12 protein-coding genes and 4 pseudogenes are annotated in these 17190 nt (G+C 44.6%); 8 read left to right on the forward strand and 8 right to left on the reverse strand.

The genetic code is table 11. The annotated features are described in order from the left end of the window. The gene (locus RM347_RS31345; protein ID WP_322718866.1) at positions 1-2631 is read left to right on the forward strand and encodes a CHAT domain-containing protein; all 2631 of its coding nucleotides are present in this window, start codon (positions 1-3) and stop codon (positions 2629-2631) included. Positions 2632-2639: 8 nt separating this feature from the next. Here RM347_RS31345 and RM347_RS31350 read toward each other — a convergent pair whose 3' ends face one another. Beyond that, the gene (locus tag RM347_RS31350; protein ID WP_322718867.1) at positions 2640-3512 is read right to left on the reverse strand and encodes a DUF928 domain-containing protein; all 873 of its coding nucleotides are present in this window, start codon (positions 3510-3512) and stop codon (positions 2640-2642) included. Positions 3513-3993: 481 nt separating this feature from the next. After that, entirely contained in the window at positions 3994-4194 is a 201-nt protein-coding gene (locus tag RM347_RS31355; RefSeq protein ID WP_322718868.1) for a hypothetical protein, read from the reverse strand. A gap of 132 nt (positions 4195-4326) precedes the next feature. On the opposite strand from RM347_RS31355, the gene RM347_RS31360 reads away from it, so the two are divergent. The 6 genes and pseudogenes from RM347_RS31360 to RM347_RS31385 all read left to right on the forward strand — a co-directional run bounded on the left by RM347_RS31360 (position 4327) and on the right by RM347_RS31385 (position 9249). Beyond that, positions 4327-4500 (forward strand): hypothetical protein, encoded by a 174-nt coding sequence (locus RM347_RS31360; protein WP_322718869.1) that lies wholly within the window; start codon positions 4327-4329, stop codon positions 4498-4500. Between the two features lie 79 nt (positions 4501-4579). Continuing rightward, a pseudogene (locus tag RM347_RS31365) lies at positions 4580-5393 on the forward strand (IS5 family transposase). Continuing rightward, a complete protein-coding gene (locus tag RM347_RS31370) occupies positions 5386-5928 on the forward strand; it encodes a hypothetical protein (RefSeq protein WP_322718870.1) in 543 nt (180 codons plus the stop codon). The pseudogene RM347_RS31365 and the gene RM347_RS31370 overlap by 8 nt, the downstream one beginning before the upstream one ends. A 134-nt stretch (positions 5929-6062) precedes the next feature. Further along, positions 6063-7136 carry a glycoside hydrolase family 64 protein gene (locus RM347_RS31375; RefSeq protein WP_322718876.1) on the forward strand — a complete coding sequence of 358 codons (1074 nt, stop codon included), beginning with the start codon at positions 6063-6065 and terminating at the stop codon, positions 7134-7136. 61 nt (positions 7137-7197) lie between these two features. Beyond that, positions 7198-7839, forward strand: a complete 642-nt coding sequence (locus RM347_RS31380) for a glycoside hydrolase family 19 protein (protein WP_322718871.1) — start codon at positions 7198-7200, stop codon at positions 7837-7839. A 68-nt stretch (positions 7840-7907) separates the two neighbouring features. Continuing rightward, positions 7908-9249: pseudogene (locus RM347_RS31385) on the forward strand (transposase). Positions 9250-9329: 80 nt separating this feature from the next. On the opposite strand, the gene RM347_RS31390 reads toward RM347_RS31385, so the two are convergent. From RM347_RS31390 to RM347_RS31415, 6 genes and pseudogenes are all read right to left on the reverse strand, one after another. Continuing rightward, positions 9330-9926, reverse strand: coding sequence for a nucleotidyltransferase family protein (locus tag RM347_RS31390; protein WP_322718872.1), 597 nt, complete (start codon positions 9924-9926; stop codon positions 9330-9332). After that, the gene (locus RM347_RS31395) at positions 9905-11065 is read right to left on the reverse strand and encodes an XdhC family protein (protein WP_322718873.1); all 1161 of its coding nucleotides are present in this window, start codon (positions 11063-11065) and stop codon (positions 9905-9907) included. The genes RM347_RS31390 and RM347_RS31395 overlap by 22 nt, the downstream gene beginning before the upstream one ends. Positions 11066-11122: 57 nt before the next feature. Then, complete coding sequence (locus RM347_RS31400; protein WP_322718874.1) at positions 11123-13339, reverse strand: xanthine dehydrogenase family protein molybdopterin-binding subunit; 2217 nt, start codon at positions 13337-13339, stop codon at positions 11123-11125. Positions 13340-13357: 18 nt separating this feature from the next. Continuing rightward, a complete protein-coding gene (locus RM347_RS31405) occupies positions 13358-14350 on the reverse strand; it encodes an FAD binding domain-containing protein (protein WP_322718875.1) in 993 nt (330 codons plus the stop codon). Then, positions 14337-15179 carry a 2Fe-2S iron-sulfur cluster-binding protein gene (locus tag RM347_RS31410; RefSeq protein WP_322718877.1) on the reverse strand — a complete coding sequence of 281 codons (843 nt, stop codon included), beginning with the start codon at positions 15177-15179 and terminating at the stop codon, positions 14337-14339. Before RM347_RS31410 ends, RM347_RS31405 begins: the two co-directional genes overlap by 14 nt. A 36-nt stretch (positions 15180-15215) precedes the next feature. Then, positions 15216-15383, reverse strand: a pseudogene (locus tag RM347_RS31415) (SDR family NAD(P)-dependent oxidoreductase); the annotation flags it as partial. 235 nt (positions 15384-15618) lie between these two features. On the opposite strand from RM347_RS31415, the pseudogene RM347_RS31420 reads away from it, so the two are divergent. Next, a pseudogene (locus RM347_RS31420) lies at positions 15619-16868 on the forward strand (transposase). The last annotated feature ends 322 nt before the right edge of the window (positions 16869-17190 follow it).

Here is a 17190-nt window from a genome sequence, read left to right on the forward strand (position 1 = left end):
ATGCATCCATTTGCGCTGACCAAGCAACTCATGAGATTTGCGGTAAACCATGTAGTCCTATTTACCCTTGCTTTTTCCCTAACTATTATCCCCAGGACATTCGCCAAACAACCCCAGACAAATTCACCCGCCGGATTCTACACCCAAACCACCAAATCTTCAACCACAACACCACAACAACTTGTCTCTCAAGGAGAAGCGCTTTATCAATCTGGACGCTTTGCTGAAGCTGTAACTGTTCTACAACAAGCTATCCGCATCTATCAACAACAAGGCGACAACCTTGCACAAGCCGCAGCACTAACTAACCTCTCTCTAGTGTTTGAGCAACTCGGCTCATGGAAAGAAGCGTCAAAAGCGATTAATAACAGCTTAAATCTACTTGGCTGGGACAACACAAATCAAAAGTTAAATGTCAACAATTCCAAGTCAGAATTGCTAGAAGTTCTAGCACAAACTCTAGAGATTCAAAGTGGACTGCAACTGTCACAGGGACAGGCAGATATATCTTTGAAAACATCACAGATTTCAGAGCAAATTTGGAAGCGCTTAGGTAAACAATACAATGCTGGAGTGACGCGCAGCCGTATCAATCAAGCACAAGCTCTACGAGTTTCTGGTTTTTACCGCCGTGGCTTAGACATATTGAATGAAGTCTCTCAACAGTTACAAACCCAACCTGACTCACTGGAAAAGGTTACTGCTTTGCGATCGCTCGGTAATGTCCATCGACAATTAGGTGACTTAGAGCAATCTTGGAAAAATTTAAAACACAGTTTAGAAATTGCCAAACGTCTGCAACTACCTTTAGAGACTAGCCTCACAGAATTTTCTCTTGGTAATGCTGCTAGAGACTTAGGTAATAAAAAAGACGCACTCGCTCATTATGAAAATGCGGCTTTAATTGCGCCAAACCCACTCACCAAAGTTCAAGCTCAAATCAATCAACTCAGCTTGCTTGTCGAGAATGAACAAGTAGCACAAGCAAAAACAATAATACCTACAATCCAATCTCAACTCGCAACTCTGCCTACCACTCAAGCTGGTATCTACGCACGGATCAATTTTGCTCGCACCATAAGTAAAATTGGTAACAAAAAAGATATTGCCGAGACTTTGGCAAACAGCGTTCAACAAGCCAAAACCATAGGTGATGAGCGCACTCAATCCTATGCACTTGGCACTTTAGCAGAAGTCTACGAGCAAAACAATCAATGGCAAGATGCACAGAAATTGACGCAGCAAGCATTGTTTCTCGCTCAAAAAATCGATGCTTCAGACATAGCTTATCGTTGGGAGTGGCTGTTGGGACGCTTGCTCAAAGCACAAGGAAATATTGAGGGAGCGATCGCTGCTTATGATACCGCAGTTGCAACTCTTCAGTCTCTCCGCACCGATTTAGTTACGGTAAACCGAGAAGTGCAGTTTAATTTTCGTGATAGTGTAGAACCTATTTATCGCCAGTCAGTAGAACTGCTTTTACAACAGAAAGGACAAGGAAAACCCGATTTAGATAAAGTCCGCAAGCGAATAGAAGCTTTGCAACTAGCAGAACTAGACAATTTTTTCCGAGAAGCTTGCTTGAGTAACCAATTTGTGGTGTTGGACAAAGTGGTAGACCGCGATCGCCCTAATACTGCCATTTTTTATCCGATTATTCTAGATAACCAATTAGAAGTTATCCTCAAACTCCCCAATCAACCTTTGTTACATAAAACTTCTGTGGTGAACCATCAGCAAGTAGAGCAGGCGATCGCCCAAATGCGAGAGACGATAGTCCAACCTGATGCTAATAATAAATTTGAAGTGGTTTCCCAGCAGCTTTATGATTGGTTAATTAAACCAGTTGCAGGTGAACTCAAAAATAGTAGAGTGAATACTCTAGTCTTTATCCCAGACGGGTCACTACGCAATATTCCGATGTCTGCATTGTATGATGGTAAAGAGTATTTAGTCCAGAAATACGCTGTAGCCATCAGCCCAGGATTGCAACTGTTTACCCCCAAACCTTTAGCGCAGGAAAGATTAAACGTTCTTGCTGGAGGGCTATCGCAACCACCTAAGAACGAAAAGTTTGCACCGCTTCCCAATGTTAAGGTTGAACTGAAATTAATTCAGCAATCGGGCATATCGACAACGATATTATTGGATGAAAATTTCAAAAGTACAACTTTAGGAAAAACGATTAATGCCCAACCTTTTAGAATTGTTCACCTGGCAACTCACGGACAATTTAGCTCTAAAGCAAAAGACACTTTTATCTTAGCAGCCGATAAACGCATCTACGTCAATGAATTAGATAGCTTGCTCAAAAGTAGAGAGCAAAAACGAACAGAGCCAGTGGAATTACTTGTTCTGAGTGCTTGCGAAACAGCAGCAGGAGATAATCGTGCTGCATTGGGATTAGCAGGAGTTGCTATTCGTGCTGGGGCGCGGAGTACTTTAGCGTCCCTATGGCAGATTGGGGATGACTCCACTGCTTTGTTTGTTAGTGAATTCTACCATCAGTTAACAACTGGCAAAACTACAGCAGAAGCTTTACGCGAAGCTCAATTAAAGCTGCTGTCTAGTTCTGAATACACTCGTCCTCTTTACTGGGCACCTTATGTGTTAGTTGGTAATTGGTTATAAAGAAACAGTTATTTCACCAGAGGAGCCGTAGCAACATTATCCAAATTGACAAATCTCAATAGACTTTGCCAATCTTTAGCAACAGATACATCATAAGGATTCTTCTGGCGCATTTGTGCCAGCATTGTCAGAGAATCAAACCAAATACCTTCTTGTGCATAGATTGCAACCTTTTGTTGCGGAGCGACTGCTGTTCCCAACTGCTGTATCATCCGAGAATCCAAATTGACTCTTTGAATGTCTCCTTCTACATAAATAGGAACACTCGCTGTTTGTTGTTGATTGCAACGAACTTTTAAATACCAGCGATATGTCTTTCCTACTTGCAAGGATGCATTGGATGGGAGAGAAACACCGATGACACCAGGCTTTGGAGGTAGTGCGATCGCATTTCTATAAATATCGTTTTGTGCACTATCTTGTAAGCTGAATTCAGCACTAGCTGTTAAATCCTGAGTGTAGGGAACGTAAAACCAAAAGGTTGGTCGAACAGAGGTGGTTAGTCCCCCCACAATCGCTGAAATTGGTTTGTCTGTTTGTTTACTAACCTTTTGTTCCTCTCGCAACGGTACTAAAGCAGTGAGTGCAGTTGTCACCGCAGGACAATTATCCCGGCTACCCATTCCAGTTCTACGCCCAGAGATAGGACTTAACCGAGCGGGTGTTTTTGGCAAAACAAAAACTGGTCGAGAGGTACGCCCTTGAGGTGAAGTCCTACCTTTGGTTGGTTGTACAGGCTGCTTAGTCGTTGCTGCTTGTCTAGTTTGGGCTGTTACCTTTCCTGGATAATAGGTAACGCTGCTCAAAATCAGAGCAATTGTTAGCATCCATTTCATATTTCTCGATGCTACCAGTACAAACGCATAGATATCGCTAGACATTTCACCTCCTATTAAAAAGGAAATTTGGAATCCCCTATCATGTATAGTTATCAGCATAATCAACTTATGTTATGCACAAGCTTTGGATATTAACAAATTTCTAGCTATTGGTATAACTTGCAAAAAATAATTATTCTTACGATCCAAAGCACGCATTTTTGTCAAGTACAATGCGGTAGAAATTAGTTTAAAAAATCTTAAGCTAACCGTTATTGAAAACTCAAGACTAATACGTAATTTTAAACGCTAATCAAGACTCAGCTTTGCTTTGTGCCTATCTGGAGTCATCAGAACGGCACAAGATAGTGAATAAACTCATTTCACTGCTACCAATTAAGAATCAGAAGGCTCAACTAAAAACCTCTGATTTTCTACAGTGAATAAACTCATCTCACTGCTACCAATTAAGAATCAGAGGAAAGAGTACCTCTACCAAGTGCAGACTATACTCCATTTTTTACTAAGCCTTCAAGTCACGCTGTCATGACTGGCAGTTAGATGCCCGACTCCGACAATTTATTTTTCTAAGGAGGAAAGTGTTATGAGTTTTTTGAAAAAATTTTTCAATCCAGTATGAAATCAGCCTGACGGGGCGACAAATCACCGCCACAAACAGGCGAGTCGCCGCCAAGAACGGCATCAATAGTGCGATCGCCTCATTTAAATAATTCTCAATGGACATAGGCAAACTTTGAGCGATCGTCCTACTTATTTATAGGTAGATTTTGTAAAGGCGATCGCCCTAGTTGCAGCTACCCTCACACTACCCCTATCAATTAACTTCCTGTCAATTTACAAAGAGGAAAATTAAGTTATGAGTTCTGAAGTTGAAACTGTACAAGAGATGAGTTTGATTAAAGGTTACTGGGATAAGACATACTCTCCGAGTCACCCTTTCAACCACTCAACATTAGGCATTGCTTTTAGTGGATGGGCTAAACCAGATCAGGCTTTATCAGATAGTGCCAAAATCAGAGGCTATTTATAAAGTAAATCTAAAGGCGACTAGGAGGGGATTATCACAAGGGTTAAGATACCTCATGTACAGCATATTTACATAGTTGCTCATGGCACGAAAGTCTTATCCCACAGACTTAAATGATATGGAGTGGGAAATCCTGGCACCCTTAATTCCACCAGCCAAAGAAGGAGGACATCCGCGCAGAACTGATATGCTAGCAGTATGCAATGCAATCTACTATCATTTAAAAACTGGATGTCAATGGAATATGCTTCCAGTAGACTTTCCTCCCAGTTCAACAGTTTACAGCTACTACAGGAAGTGGCAGCGCAAGGGGTTTGGGAAAAATTAAATCATACACTACGTGGTCAGGTGCGCTCGAAATTAGGTAAATCAACACAACCAACTGCGTTAGCAAAGCTCGCCGCAGGCATCGCAGCAGACAGCCAATCGGTAAAGACGGCTGAAAAAAGGGGGATGTGTACGGCTTTGATGGGGGTAAAAAGGTAAAAGGACGAAAACGCCAGACTTTGGTTGATAGTCTGGGACTCTTGTTGAAAGTGGTGGTTAGTGAAGCAAATGCCCCAGAAAGATTACTTGCTGCCTACGCTTTGATGGAACTGCTAGAGGAACGTCCAGAATTGCTCTCAAAAGTTGAAGTCATGTGGGTTGATTCCGGTTATGACGGGGATAAATTTGCGCTTTGTGTCTGGTTGATGATTCAAGCTCATGTTGAGGTAATGCGACGTACTGAGCAAGAATTTCAGATTTTACCCAAACGTTGGGTAGTAGAAAGAACATTTGGGTGGTTTAACCAGTACCGTCGTCTCAGTAAGGATTATGAGCGTCTCCCAGAAATGAGTGAAGCAGCTATATATGCTGTTATGACTCGTATCATGTTACGTCGTCTTGTTGTCTAAAGATTTACTTTATAAATGGTCTCTCAAGGACAGGTTGGTGGGTCATAAATACATTTCCTTAGGTGGAGGAAATTCTAATGGCTCCTTCACCCAGGAAATTCTTCATTCCATTATTACTCACATTAAAAATGGCAAATTCTCCGATTATAAGGGTATTGCTTTTGACATCGAAGAGGGCGAAGCAAACCTGACCTCACATTTTCAACAGGCTTTTGCTGCTGCCAAAAATAAAAATTTAAAAGTTTTGGTTACGACTAGCCACTCAGCCCCTTACGGAATTTCTGACGCACAAACTATGATGGAAACCTTCATTAAAAACGGGAATATAGACTATCTTTCTCCACAACTATACACCTCTGGAACGGAGACTGAAAACGACTTCACAACAAGTCAGGGAGTATCTTGGAAGGATTACGCACACAGTAAAGCTGCTATAGTTCCTAGCATTGTACAAGCTAATATGTACCACGATGCAAAAAATCGATTATCGAGACATGGAGTAACCACAAGTGGGTTTATTCAATGGGCAAACTAAAGTTAAATAAAGGCATCCGTAAGCGGAAATTTTAAGGCGTAAGCCCCTAACTTTAATTAAACGCCTCGCAATAACGGACATCACCGAAATATTTTCAGCCTCAATTATCGTGAAATTGGCAAAGGAAGAATATCATTAAATTTTCATTTACCAACAATACAAATCAAAAGTTCGCCTCCGATCAAATCCACTTTGTAATTACTGGTCTAAATGCATCGAATCAAACTTGTCACCTTAATAAAAACGGTCACTTAATTCCATGTCATGCTAGCGATAATAATGCACCAGATCATCTAACTAAAAATGGGCAAAATTATTCTAATTATTTACACACTATTAAGGAGGTTTCTGAAATAAAAGTTCCGCATATTCGTTCAGGTAGAGTTTATATTAGTCTCGGTTCACCGATATATTTAAAAATCGCTGACAACAACAGTATTGTTCAACCGAATACGGCTAATCCATCTGACCCCAATATAGACGTTTACTATGATTGGTTAGAGTTTACCTTTGATGATGCAGGCTTCCACGGCAATACTACTCAAGTAGACCAATTTGGATTTCCAATGATCATGAAATTAATCGCACCTAATGGTTCAAAAAAAGTTGGTATAACTGAATCAAGGAGTGCTTTATTCGATAAATATACTAGTAATGTTCCAGCCCAATTTAAATCTTTGGTTCAGAAACCCTACAGAATAGTATCGCCATTTAAAGGCGATTTTGCTGAAGGTGGTAGTCACGCGAAATACTTTGATGATTACATTCACGATATATGGCAATATTACAAATCAAATAAACTTGAACTGAAAATGCCACAGGGAACATTTATAGGAAAAGTAGAAGATAACGTTTTCACTTTTACCAAAACAGATTCACCTAATGCAAAGTATACAATACACTATCCAAAATCTTGGCAAGTCTTTAAATGTGATGAAGTATTTGCAGAAGGTGATGAGATTCAAAAGGCAATTCAAGCTCAAGTTAGCGCCATGTTTAACAGGCACATAGTCAAGAATCCAGCAAATAAGTGTAAACCTTCGGAATTCTATAAAAATGCTCCAGCTAATTTCTATGCACAATTCTGGCATCTTCATAGCATAGATAATAAAGCTTATGGATTCCCATTTGATGATGTGTGGGAGCAAAGTACTTTAATTGAACATCCAAATCCTCAAGAATTGAAGGTAACTATTAGTTGGGATTAAGATATCCACTTTCTATTTAATAATGTGAAAATCAAGCTTCTAATTTGAAAAAGGAGAAATCATGAGTTGTAAAACAGGTAGTTCATACATCACCAAGAAGGGAGATACGCTTTCTAGCATTGCTCAACAACAGTTGCATAGTAGTGACCGTTGGCATGAAATTCTGAAACCAGATGGTACTCCATTCAACAAAGAAGATGCTCATAATTTACAAGTAGGTCAGGAAATATGCATTCCTCACTCTGGTAATGGAAATACAGGTGGAAGTACAGGTGATGGTTTCGCAAATATAGTGTCTCATCAGGCTTACAAAACTATGTTTCCCAACCATAATGATTTTTACACTTATGAAAGTCTGATAACAGCAGTTAAAAAATACCCGCATTTCTGCAACGATGGTTCTTTGCAGCAACGTAAACGCGAGGCAGCTGCGTTCCTGGCCAACATTTCACACGAAACAGGGGGTCTAAACTACATTCAAGAGCAAAACCCGCAAAGCCATTACTGCGATGCGACGAACACTACCTATCCATGCGCGGCGGGCAAAAGCTATCATGGTCGCGGACCAATCCAATTGTCGTGGAACTATAACTACGGTGCGTGCGGAAAAGCCATTGGAAAGGATTTACTCAATCATCCTGAACTAGTCTCAACGAATAACGTCATTTCCTTTACCAATACCGTTGCCAAAATAAGAGCATGAAGAGGTAGGGCGTTTCGTAGTAGAGTTATTGTCTCTCACAACGACAACTCAAACACTACAAGCAGCCCATGCCTGATATCTTATCACTCCTGCAATTCCTGCTACCGCAGATCAACGCGACAACGATGCGACAATTTAACCAAATAATCCTGGCGATGTTAGCGATGAGCGGGCGAGTCACGATGCCCTTGAATCTGGCGATGGGCAGGGGTTGGTGGTAGTTATCGGACGATATTGAGATTTTTCCAGACAGTAATACCTTGGGCAACGTTGTTTTGGCTATTTTTCCGCAAGCATTTGTTCCGTGCGAATGAAGTGTATTTGCTGGCAGGAGATGAAGTTGTAGTGAGTAAATCAGGTAAAAAAACTTATGGATTGGATAGATTCTTTTCCAGCCTAGTAAGTAAACCTATATTAGGACTATCTTTCTTTACATTATCATTAGTAAGCGTTGAACAAAGGCACTCGTTTCCAATCCAGGTAGAACAGGTAATCAAGAGCGATGTAGAAAAAGGTAGCCCGTCACCAAACCGAGAAATCAAACCTCAAGAAAAACGTCAGCGTGGACGACCAAAAGGAAGTAAAAACAAGAATAAAACGCAGGTAACATTAACATCTGAATTACTTCGGATTCAGAAAATGATTAATTCGCTTTTCCAGTTACTAGGTAATTTTATTCCCCTTACCTACTTAGTACTAGATGGTCACTTTGGAAACAATAATGCTTTACAGATGGCACGTCTTGTAAACTTGCACATAATTTCCAAACTCCGCCATGATTCGGCATTATATATACCTTATCAAACCCCTGACCCCAGTTGTCGTTCTCGTCGTAAATACGGTGATAAAGTTGACTACCATAATATACCGCAGAAGTACTTGTGTAAAAGTAGCATTGAGGATGAGATCCAAACTGACATTTATCAATGCACTCTCTTTCACAAGGAATTTGCTCAAGCACTGAATGTAGTTATTTTGGTAAAAACCAACCTTCAAACTCATGCTCATAGCCATGCAATTTTATTTTCCAGTGACCTAGAGTTGGAGAGTGAAAAAATCATTGACTATTACAAACTGCGGTTTCAAATCGAATTCAATTTTCGAGATGCCAAGCAGTTTTGGGGACTGGAAGATTTCATGAACTTAAGCCAAACTGCTGTCACTAATGCTGTTAATCTAGCATTCTTTATGGTTAATTTATCTCATCATCTTCTCTCTGATTTCCGCATCCTTAATCCTGACTCCGGCATTATTGACCTTAAGGCTCATTATCGTGGCTTTCCATATGTCCATGAAATCTTAAAAATGCTTCCGGAAATGCCTGAGCCTATAATATTCGCCCAGATTTTTGCCAGGCTTACTTCTTTAGGACGCATTCATCCCGTTTCTACAGGTGTTGAACCCTCGTAAATTGGCAACGGTATTGAGTAATACCGAGTCAATAGCTTTTCCTATAAAAGCTAAAGTTATACCTACAAAAGCTTAACTTGTTAACGATGATGCTTGTGAAGTTGTTCATAATCCTCAAGAGTATCTACATCAATAACTCCCTCAGCAAAATAAATGCTTGAACAGTTTGAATAATGCTGACGAATGATTTTTCTAGCTCCGATATCATCCTGAAGAAGAGCTAGTTCTGAAAATAACGTTTTGTGAAATATAGTAGGAACACCAAGGATACCCGCGTATTCCGAAGCAACTATCATCGAATTTGTAGCTTGATATCTTGTAACAAGTTGATTAATCAGGTCGGAGGAAACAAACGGTTGATCGCATAACATCAGTACGATCGCTTCAATCTCAGATGCGATCGCCCCAATAGCATTTAGTCCACATCGAATGGAACTGGCCATACCAGTTGACCATTTCTGATTATAAACAATGTGGATATCTAAATTTCTCAGATGCGGCTCAATAGTTTCGACGTAAGCACCCAACACAACAACAACTGGCCGACACTGAGAATTAATCGCCGCCTCCGTGATATGTCGAATTAGTGATTTACCTTGGTAAACTAGGATCTGTTTAGGCTGACCAAGCCTTGTGGAAGCGCCTGCTGCCAAAATTATAATGCCAATGTTAGACATGGTTGCTCTAAGAGAGAATGGATCGAGCCTGGGCGATCGCGCAAGAAACTACCCCTACGTCCGCCAATTACAGCTTGAATTTCTGCCACGATAGACAGGGCGATTTCTTGGGGTGTTTCCGCAGCAATGTCTAGTCCTACAGGGTTATAAATTCGTTGTTCTTGTGCAGATGTGGTAATGATATTTTCTTCAGACAGATCATCCCACAATTTTTGCATCCGGCGTTTTGGGCCTAACACTCCCAGGTAACGCACCTGGGACGGAATCAGAGTCTTGAGAAATGCTAGGTCGCTTAGATAGCGGTGTGTCATGACAACTGCTACAGTTTGCGGTGTCAGCAAATGTTTGTATGAGTGGGCATCATTGAGTTCGCACCAGAGAATTTGGTCAACTTGAGGAAAGCGATCGCCCCTCAAATACCCTGGTCGATCATCAATTACGGTAACGTGCCAACCCAGATGTTTCGCCAAATGCACCACGGGAATCGTATCATATCCAGAACCAAATACGAGCAGTGGTACTAATGGATGAATTACTTCAATCAACACATCAACGCGTCCTTGAGGTAAAGTATATGATTGTACGCAAGTTTGTTTTTTTCTCAGTGCTTGGTGAGTGTCTATTTCTATCTTTTGAGCAATGAAAATATTAGCAGCGTGATTGATGACAGTGCCATCTGATTTCAGCATCATTCGAGAACCAACTGTAATATCTGACGCTCCCTCTATTTTAAAGACAGTAGCGATCGCTCCCACTTGCCCAGACTGCAAACAATCTTGAATGAAAGACATTTGGCTCGCAGCAGTTTCATCACCTAAAGATTCAATCAAAACATCGACAACGCCATTACACCCCAACCCAAAGCCAAATACAATGTCTTCACCCGATGTAGTGTCATATCTTACTACCATCGGTTCACCACCGCCAAACATCAGCGATTGCGCCCGTTCAAAAACATCACCTTCCAAACAGCCACCGCTAATCGCACTAATCATTTGTCCATCTTCAAGCAGTAACATCCTCGCCCCTGGTCGGCGATAAACCGAGCCACTTGTTTGTACTACCGTTGCTAAAGCACTACGCTGTGCTGACTTTTGGCTATGTACAAATGCTTGCAGGATATACTGTAACTCGTTCATATAGTTATTGCTCACTTACGGAACTATGTAATAGCGCTAAATTTGCGGCAGCAAATTCTACAAGAGTTTGTCAGGCGTGATGGGCAAATCTCTGATTCGCTTGCCGGTCGCGTGAAAAACCGCATTGGCGATCGCCGACGAAATTCCGACCATACCGAGTTCGCCCATGCCTTTAACACCGAGCGGATTGACGATTTTATCGTCCTCCTCAACAAAGATCGTTTCGATCTCCAGAATATCGGCATTAACCGGCACATGGTAGTGCTGCAAATTCGGGTTCATGATCCGCCCGTAACGATGGTCGATTTCAGTCGCCTCTTGCAGTGCCATACCAATGCCCCAGACAACGCCGCCGATTTGCTGACTGTGCGAGGCCTTCGGATTCATGATCTTGCCGCTGGCGGTCACTTCAATGACCCGCGTAACGTGGACAGTCCCCACATCCGGATCGACCTTCACTTCAATGAACTGCGCGCCGTGCGCCAACGTCGCATACTTCTCGCGCTCCTCTGAGGGACGCGACTCGAATGTTTCCGTGATTGCGGTGAGACCATTACGCTTCATCACTCCGGAGATGTTGACGAAACGCGACGGGTCGCTTTTTAGTCGCAGTCTCCCGTCGAGCATCTCGACATCGGCGGCGGCTACCCCCTTGAGCGGAGAATTCGGTTCCTGGTTCGCGAGTGCGAGCAACTTCGTGCCGATGGCCAGAGCCGCGCCGCGCACGGCCGAGCCGACGCTCGCCGTCGTCCAAGATCCCCCCTGCGACGGTGCCAGAGGGAACTTCGTGTCGCCGAGTTCAAATTTCACTTGCTCCAACTTCAGCCCCAGATACTCGGCAGCGATCATGGTCATCACGGTGTAGGTGCCGGGGCCGATGTCGCTGGTCGCACTAGCAACTTGCGCCGTGCCGTCCACCCGCAGCGTGATGAGGGCGGCAGCAGGCATCTGGGAAGCGTCCCAGACGCCGGTTGCCATACCCCAACCGACGAGTAGGCGTCCGTCGCGCATTGAGCGCGGCTCAAACTGGCGCTTCTTCCAACCGAATTTTTCCGCGCCGAGCCGATAGCACTCCCGCAACGCCTTACTCGAAAATGGCTTGCCGCTCTCGGGGTCTACTTTGGCGTAGTTGATCAGCCGTAGTTCGAGCGGGTCGATCTTGAGCGCGTAGGCCAGCTCGTCCATCGCGCATTCGAGCGCGAACATACCGCTAACGGCCCCCGGTGCACGCATCCAGGTCGGGGTGGGGAGGTCAGTGTTGGTAATCTTCAGCGGCGCGTAGAGGTTCGGACAGGCGTAGACCTGGCGCGTGAAAAGCGTGGTTTCGTCTGAGTACTCATCGATGTTGGAGGTGTTGTGTACGACTTCATGAATCATCGTGGAGAGCTTTCCCGATCGCTCTGCGCCGAGCGCGACCTTCTGAATCGTGTACGGACGATAGCCGTGGCCAGTGAACATTTGTGTGCGTGTATAGACGACCTTGACTGGGCGTTTGAGTTCCCGGGCCGCCATCGCTGTCAGCGCCGGATAATAGTTCGGGCGCAGCGACGATCCGAAAGCCCCGCCGACGAAGGGTGAGAGCACGCTCACGTTTTCCTCGGGCACGCCGAAGCTCGAAGCCAAATGTGCGCGCACGCCATAGACCCCCTGCGTCTTGTCGAAGACCGTGAGCTTGTCGCCTTGCCAGACCGCGATCGCCGCGTGCGGCTCTATGGGGTTGTGGTGCTCGATAGGAATGCGGTACTCGGCCTCTACCTTGACGGCTGCTGTACGCATCGTCTCTTCGGGATTACCGCGCGGCTTTGGAGGCGGTCCTTGGGTGGGGATGCGCGCGATCGCTCGCACCGCCTCGGTGTCGGTCGTGTGCGGCTCTGTGTTGTAGGAGACTTTGACCAGACGTGCCGCATAACGCGCTTGCTCGTATGTCTCGGCGACGACGAGTGCCACGGGCTGCATATTGAAGAAGATTTTGTCGGACTGGAGCGCCCGAAACGACTTGTCTTGCTCATCGGTAGCGCGCGACGGAGCCTGCACTATGGAAAACTTCGGATCAAGCTTTGGTGTGTTCAGGTGCGTGAAGACGCGAATTACGCCCGCAGCGCGTTCAGCCTCACGCGTGTCGATTGATTTAATCGTGCCCTTTGCTACGGTTCCCAGCACGATAAAACCGTAAGCGAGATTGGAAACCTGAAATTCTGCGGCGTATTTTGCCTTGCCCGTCACTTTTGCGATGCCGTCTACGCGGCTCATTTCTTTTCCGATGTATCTTGCCATTTCTTTTATTCTCCCTACTTACGCAACACCGCCCGACATCGCTCGCTGCAAAGCGAGAACAATGGCGCGTTTTCCGAGTTCGACTTTATAACCGTTATGTTCAAGTGGTTTCGCATCTTTGAGAGCCGCTTCGGCAGCAGCCCGAAAAGTTTCTTCCGTCGCTGGTTTTCCGATCAAAACTCTTTCCGCTTCGGCTGAACGCCAAGGTTTATGCGCGACGCTTCCCAAAACAACGCGTGCCTGTTTGATGTTGTTGCCTCTTGTTTCTAAAGCAGCAGCCACGGCAAGCAGTGCGAAAGCATATGAAGTGCGATCGCGAACTTTTAGGTAATAAGACTTGTTGGCGAAGTTATTCCTCGGCATTTCGATGGCAACGATCAATTCGCCATGCTGAAGATTGTTATCTTTTTCCGGTGTGTCGCCCGGCAAGCGATGAAAATCCTGGATCGGGATTGTGCGTTCTCGCCCGTTCGTGCCGCGAATCCTCACTACTGCATCAAGCGCATAAAGCGCATTCGCCATATCGCCTGGGTAAGTTGCCACGCATTTATCGCTGTAGCCAAAAATGGCATGAATGCGATTGAGTCCCTGAATAGCTCCGCATCCGCTGCCAGGCTCGCGTTTGTTACACGGCATAGCGATGTCGTAAAAATACTGGCAACGGGTGCGCTGCATTAAATTTCCCCCGTTGGTCGCCATATTGCGAAGCTGTACGGTGGCACCAGCTAAAATCGCCATTGACAGAAGCGGGTAATTTTGCCGGACGAGCGCATGGTTAGCCGTATCAGTATTTTTGGCTAACGCGCCGATCGAAATTCCGTTCGAGGTCGATCGAATTTCCGCCAGATTCAAACCTAAGATGTCAACAAGTTCGCTGGGACGCTCGACGTATTCTTTCATCAAATCAATCAAATTTGTCCCGCCTGCGAGAAACTGTGCCGTTTGATTAGCGGAAACGGTACCAACGGCGCTTGCTGCGTCGGTTGCGCTAGAATATTTAAACGATTTCATCGGCTTTGCCCTCATTGAATGCAATGGCAATTTCTTCATCGCTTGCAAAATGCCAGGCTTGGGCTGTTTCGCGCCCGGAATGAACTTCTCTGATTGCCGCAACGATTCCTGGATACGCACCGCAACGGCAAATGTTGCCGCTCATGCGTTCTCTGATTTCTTGATCGGAGAGTTCTAAATTCTGGGGACTCGTCCGCAAATTGTTAGTGACGTGACTCACGTCGCCGTTTTTGGCTTCCTGCAAAAGCGCCACTGCCGAACATATCTGCCCCGGCGTGCAGTAGCCGCACTGGAAGCCGTCGTATTTGATGAACGCCGCCTGCATCGGATGAAGTTGGTCGCCCTGAGCCAGCCCTTCGATGGTCGTCACCTCTTTTCCCTCGCAGCTCGCGGCAAGTGTCAGACACGAAAGCACCCGGCGTCCGTCAACGATCACTGTACAAGCACCGCACTGTCCTTGATCGCACCCTTTTTTTGTGCCGGTCAATCCAAGTCTTTCGCGTAGGGCATCGAGCAGCACCGTGCGCGAATCCACTTCCAGGCGTTGAGTAGAGCCGTTGATTTTCAACAGGATCTTAACGGCGTTTTCCACCCCAGCGGTCGAAGCGAACACTGCGTCGGGCGAAGCGGCGAGCGTGGCAAAGACCTCCTCTTTAGCCAGCAGGTGGAAGGCGAAGGTGCCGAGTGCCGCAGCCATGTTTTGCCCCAAGAATTTTCGGCGAGCAGCACCGAAAATACCGAGTTCGTCGAGTAGTGTTTTTTCGTCCGCGCTGAGTTGCTCATCGCTTTCGGTTAGATCGAAGTCTTGTCGTTCTTGATTGTCGTCCATGATTCTCCTTGCAACATTCTCGAACAAGCCCTGGACAATGTAGCCAGGACAGACGGCGTTGACGCGGATGTTCTGCGCGGCGTAGTCGAGGGCCGCCGATCGCGTGAGACCGATCACGTCGTGCTTCGCAGCGGTGTATGCGGAGCTGCCCTTGATGCCGATGACTCCCGCGCCTGAGGACGTGTTGACGATCGCACCGCCTCGTTTGCTGGGAACAGGGGGTCAATGCGTACAGTGCCAGTAAAATACTCGGCTGGCCCTTTGGCGCAAGGCTGTGAGCCACTTCTTTTGATATCCATTTGCTTAATTCCTTCACTTGATGCCATTTGGGGTAAAAGTGGCCAAGACACTGTTGGCGAATTCGGGAAACGCTTATCCCTTTGTTGTCACTCCCATGAGAGAATAATTAAGTAAAAACGCCGAAAGTAATTCAGGGAGCATGATAGAGCCGCGAAGAGGTGCAAAAACAGTCAAATTCGTAGATGAATATTGTCAGTGGTATAGAAAGCTGTTTTCAGATGTTAGGAGTTTTGAAGCATTTAAGTACTTACATATAGGTTGCATTTCTGAACTAAAAAGATAGACCAATTATTTTAATCATTGACGAAACTGGAGATAAAAAGAAAGGTTTATCAACAGATTATGTCAAAAGGTAGTATATAGGAAACTTAGGAAAAGTAGACAATTGAATTGTAAAGTAGACAATGGAATTGTAGTGGTTACAGCATATGGTGTCTTTTGTGGAATGACATTTCCGTTGTTATTTGAAGTATATAAGCCTCGTGAAAGATTAAAGCCAGAAGATAAATATCTAACTAGCCACAAATAGCAGCAAAGTTAATCAGAAAGCTCAAGTAAATGGGTTTTAGATTTAATCTAGTACTAGCAGATACCTTATGTGGTGAGCCAGCGCGTTGGGCGGCTTTGCCGACTTGAAGCGACTGGCGAACCCGTAAGGGTGAGAGTGGAACTAATTTCATATCAGTGTTAGATGAAATGAATCTAAACTATATAGTAGCTATTCGCTCAAACCATGATTTGGATTTAGTTCCGAGACAACATACTCAATATTTAAAGTGGCAGAGATTTAAACGTGTGTTCTCTGACCTCGACAGTGAAAATCGGTATATTAGAGAAATAATTCACGGGAAACGTGGAGAACATAGATATTGGCAGATCACCACAGACATTGAAAAGTTACCAGGAAACTCTACTTGGTATGTCATGACTAAATATCCAGACATTACTTCAAGAGAAGTTGGGAATTTTTATGGTTTAAGAACCTGGGTCGAATATGGTTTAAAGCAAAGTAAGAATGAATTAAGTTGGGCTGACTATCGTTTTACTCGCTATGAAGATATTGAACGTTGGTCGGAGATTATTTGTAGTGCCTACTTAATGGTTAGTCTTCACTCTGAACAAATGCACCCCTCTCCACCAAAATCTCCATCAAAATTAACTGCCCATCCCTGGTGGGATGATGGCAAGGGCTGGAAGAATCTTCTAAATAATCTCCGTTTAATTATCCAACCTTTTATCCTGTTTAACTTAATCCAGCCTTGGCTGACAGTTTTTCCTATCCCTCAACTTTCATTGGGATTTGCTAAACTTCAATCTATTATTTATAGGCTCACTTCCCCAACTTTTATATTCCTGACTCACTCTGATTTTGAATTTTCCTCTGCTTAGAGTGACAAAAAAGGGTTAATAACAGCATCACGCGGATTAATGATTTTTGGATCGGGTACTGTTTCCACCCGTACATCGTTGGCACCGTTCCAGCAAACTGCTTTCATAGCCATTAGTCTTTTGTCGATAGTTAGTTGTCAGTGGTTATTTCCCTTGTCTCCTCTGCTCTTGTGAGTCCCCAACTCAAGGCTGTAACCTAACTTTTATGCAGTGGTCTTTTCTTTGGTTGAACAGCTCGAAGCCATGCTTGGCTTCTGTTAGGGGTAAGTGATGCGTGAACACAGCAGATGGATCGACTTCGCCCTTCAATACGCGATCCAGC

This window comes from Nostoc sp. ChiQUE02 (genome assembly GCF_034531305.2).
GTDB lineage: Bacteria > Cyanobacteriota > Cyanobacteriia > Cyanobacteriales > Nostocaceae > Nostoc.